The following is a 3,164-nucleotide window of genomic DNA, read 5'->3' on the forward strand; positions in this document are numbered from 1 at the left end:
CGCCTTGGTGGAGATGATCACGGCCGCCGCACCGCTGTGGGTCAGCACATGGTGATGGTCGGTGATGGTGTTGGTGACATAGGCCGGAACGGTGATGGCGCCGGCCGCCATGATGGCGAGATCGGCGATGGCCCATTCGGGCCGGCTTTCCGACAGCAGCACCACCCGCTCGCCGGGCTTGAGCCCGAAGGCCGTCAGTCCGCGCGCCAGCCGACGGACCAGGCTGGCGGCCTGGCCATAGCGGGTCGGGACCCAGGCGCCTCCCACCTTCTGCCACAGGAAGGGGACATCGGGCGTGCGCCGGGCCTGTTCGAAGAACATCTGCGGCAGGTTGTTCCAGCGGTCATAATCGTTGGCTGCGGTCACCAGCCGTGATTCCGTCAAATCCCCCTCCCTGATGGGGTCCGTGAAGGCGGCGTAAGCCTTGGACGCGGTGCTTGGCGGGAACCGGTCGACACCTTATATCCCACGGGGCGAAGCCTGCGCCAAGCCGGCCCCCGCCCGGGGGCGACCGCGGCGCCGCGGGAATCGTACGGCATTGAACGGACGATCAGCACCGGAGACCTCGAGATGGCGGATGACAGCGCGAAGATCGGCGAGAAGTCGGATCTCCCCGTCTGGGACCTGACGGACCTCTATCCCTCGCCCGATGCGCCGGTGCTGACGCGCGACCTCGAGGAAGCGGCGAAACACGCCAAGGACCTGCGCCAGCGTTTCGAGGGCCGGATCGCGGGTCTCGACGGCGCGGCACTGGGCGCCCTGATCGTCGAATATGAGGCGATCCAGGAGCGGCTCGGGCGGCTCGCCAGCTACGCGCAGCTGCGTTACGCCGGGAACATGAGCGATCCCGAGATCGCCCGCTTCCAGCAGACGATCGACGAGCGCACGACCGACATCTCGGCCGACCTGCTGTTCGTCACGCTCGAGCTCAACAAGATCGACGACGCGGTCTTCGCCGGGCAGCTCAAGGCGCCGGCGCTGGCCCGCTACCGGCCCTGGCTCGAGACGGTGCGCTCCTTCCGCGCGCATCAGCTCTCGGACGAGGTCGAGCGGCTGCTGCATGAGAAGCGCATCACGGGTGCCGCCGCCTGGAACCGGCTGTTCGACGAGACCGTCGCCGAGATGCGCTTCAATGTCGACGGCAAGGAACTGACCTCCGAAGCGGCGCTCACGCTCTTGGTCGATCGCGACGGCAAGAAGCGCAAGGCCGCGGCGGACGGGCTCGCGGCCGGCTTCCGCTCGCGGCTCAAGGCCTTCTCGCTCGTCACCAACACGCTCGCCAAGGACAAGGAGATCGAGGATCGCTGGCGGAAATTCCCGCGCCCCGTCTCTTCGCGCAACCTCGCCAACCAGGTCGAGGACGAGGTGGTCGATGCGCTGGTGAAGGCGGTCAAGGATTCCTATCCGAAGCTCTCGCACCGCTATTACAAGCTGAAGGCGAAATGGTTCGGCGTGGAGGCCCTGGATTACTGGGACCGCAACGCGCCGCTGCCGCAGGACAAGGACCGCAGTGTCAGTTGGGGCGATGCCGAGAAGCTGGTGCTCGACGCCTACAACGCCTTCTCGCCCGAATTGGGCGCCCTCGGCCGGCGCTTCTTCGACCGGCCCTGGATCGATGCAAGTCCGCGGCCCGGCAAGTCGCCCGGCGCCTTCGCCCATCCGACCGTGCCCTCGGCCCATCCCTATCTGCTGATGAGCTATCGCGGCCGCACCCGCGACGTGATGACGCTCGCCCATGAGCTGGGCCATGGCGTGCATCAGGTGCTGGCGGGCCCGCAAGGTCTGCTGCTCTCCGACACGCCGCTGACATTGGCCGAGACCGCGTCGGTGTTCGGCGAGATGCTGACCTTCCAGGCGTTGCTGAAGCGCGAGACCGATCCGGAGCGCCGGCGCATCCTCCTCGCCTCCAAGGTCGAGGACATGCTCAACACCGTCGTGCGCCAGATCGCGATGCACGAGTATGAGCGCCGGCTGCATGACACGCGCCGGCAGGGCGAGCTCACGGCCGACGAGATCGGCAAGATCTGGCTCGATACCCAGACCGAGGCGCTGGGGCCGGGGATCAAGCTCGGGCCGAATTCAGACTACAGCGTCTTCTGGGCCTATATCCCGCATTTCATCCACTCGCCGTTCTATGTCTATGCCTATGCCTTCGGCGACTGCCTGGTGAATTCGCTCTATGCGGTCTATCGCGAGCGCCCCGACGGCTTCCCGAAGAAATATCTGGAGCTGCTGGCGGCCGGCGGCACCAAGCGCCATCGCGAATTGCTGGCGCCCTTCGGGCTCGATGCCGCCGACCCCGCCTTCTGGAGCAAGGGCCTCAGCGTCATCGCCGGCTTCATCGACGAGCTGGAGAAGGCCTGAGGGAACGGCTCAACCCGGAGGCGGCGCGTAGGCCAGGAAGACGACCGTGCCGTTGCTGAGGGCATGAAACAGCATCGGCGGCCAGAGCGAGCCGCTGCCCTGATAGAGCCCGGCCGCGATCAGGCCGAAGACCAGGATCTCCAGGGTCATGACCTGGCCCGAGAGTCCCGGCACCTCCAGGAAATAGAAATGCACCGCGGCGAAGATCGCGGCGCTGAAGAGGGCCGCGAGCGCGATGCCGAGCCGTTCGCGAAACCAGCGATAGAGCAGGCCCCGGAACAGGATCTCCTCGCCGAACGCCGTTACCGGCCCGATCACGATCGCGACCGCGATCGCCCAGCCCAACGACTGGTGCATCGGGAAGAAACCCTCGGCCATGTCCTGCTGCAACTGGCCGGTGGGATCGAGCCAGTCGGAGACGATGCCGTCGGCCCAATTGAATGCGGCAAAGAGGATGACGGCCGCCAGCAGCCAGGGCCAGCGGACGCGGCCCAGGCCGACTGAGCGGGCTTTGAGCCCGCGGCGCCGCGCCAGCCAGCAGCCGCCCCAGGCGAGGATCACGCCGGCGGTGGCGATGGCCGCGACGAGAGCCAGCTGGGTGGCCTCTGCTTCCCCCAGCGCCCACGAGTCCCGCAAGGCCGGGAGCAGGCCCGTGCCCTTCATCACCAGGATCACGACCACGCCGGTCGCGAGCTGGCTCAGGGCGAAGATGCCGGCGATCCAGAAAATATCGTAGCGGCGCAGGGTGCGTTCCGGAACCGGCAGCGAGGGCGCGGTCGTCGGAACATCGGGTGTGGGGC

At 67.4% G+C, this 3,164-nt stretch carries 3 protein-coding genes; 1 reads left to right on the forward strand and 2 read right to left on the reverse strand.

All coding sequences use genetic code 11. From position 1 onward, the window contains the following. Positions 1-384, reverse strand: a 384-nt coding sequence (locus ACREE8_RS17410; RefSeq protein WP_431574274.1) for an AMP-binding protein, incomplete at its 3' end; no start/stop codon positions are given. A 186-nt stretch (positions 385-570) separates the two neighbouring features. Between ACREE8_RS17410 and ACREE8_RS17415 the strand changes: the two genes are divergently transcribed. After that, a complete protein-coding gene (locus ACREE8_RS17415; protein WP_431574275.1) occupies positions 571-2,364 on the forward strand; it encodes a M3 family oligoendopeptidase in 1,794 nt (597 codons plus the stop codon). 9 nt (positions 2,365-2,373) lie between these two features. On the opposite strand, the gene ACREE8_RS17420 is transcribed toward ACREE8_RS17415, so the two are convergent. Further along, positions 2,374-3,164 (reverse strand): CPBP family intramembrane glutamic endopeptidase (locus tag ACREE8_RS17420; RefSeq protein WP_431574276.1); only part of this gene is annotated, 791 nt, incomplete at its 5' end.

The sequence above is a fragment of the Hypericibacter sp. genome (genome assembly GCF_050729195.1).
In the GTDB taxonomy this organism is placed as follows: domain Bacteria; phylum Pseudomonadota; class Alphaproteobacteria; order Dongiales; family Dongiaceae; genus Hypericibacter.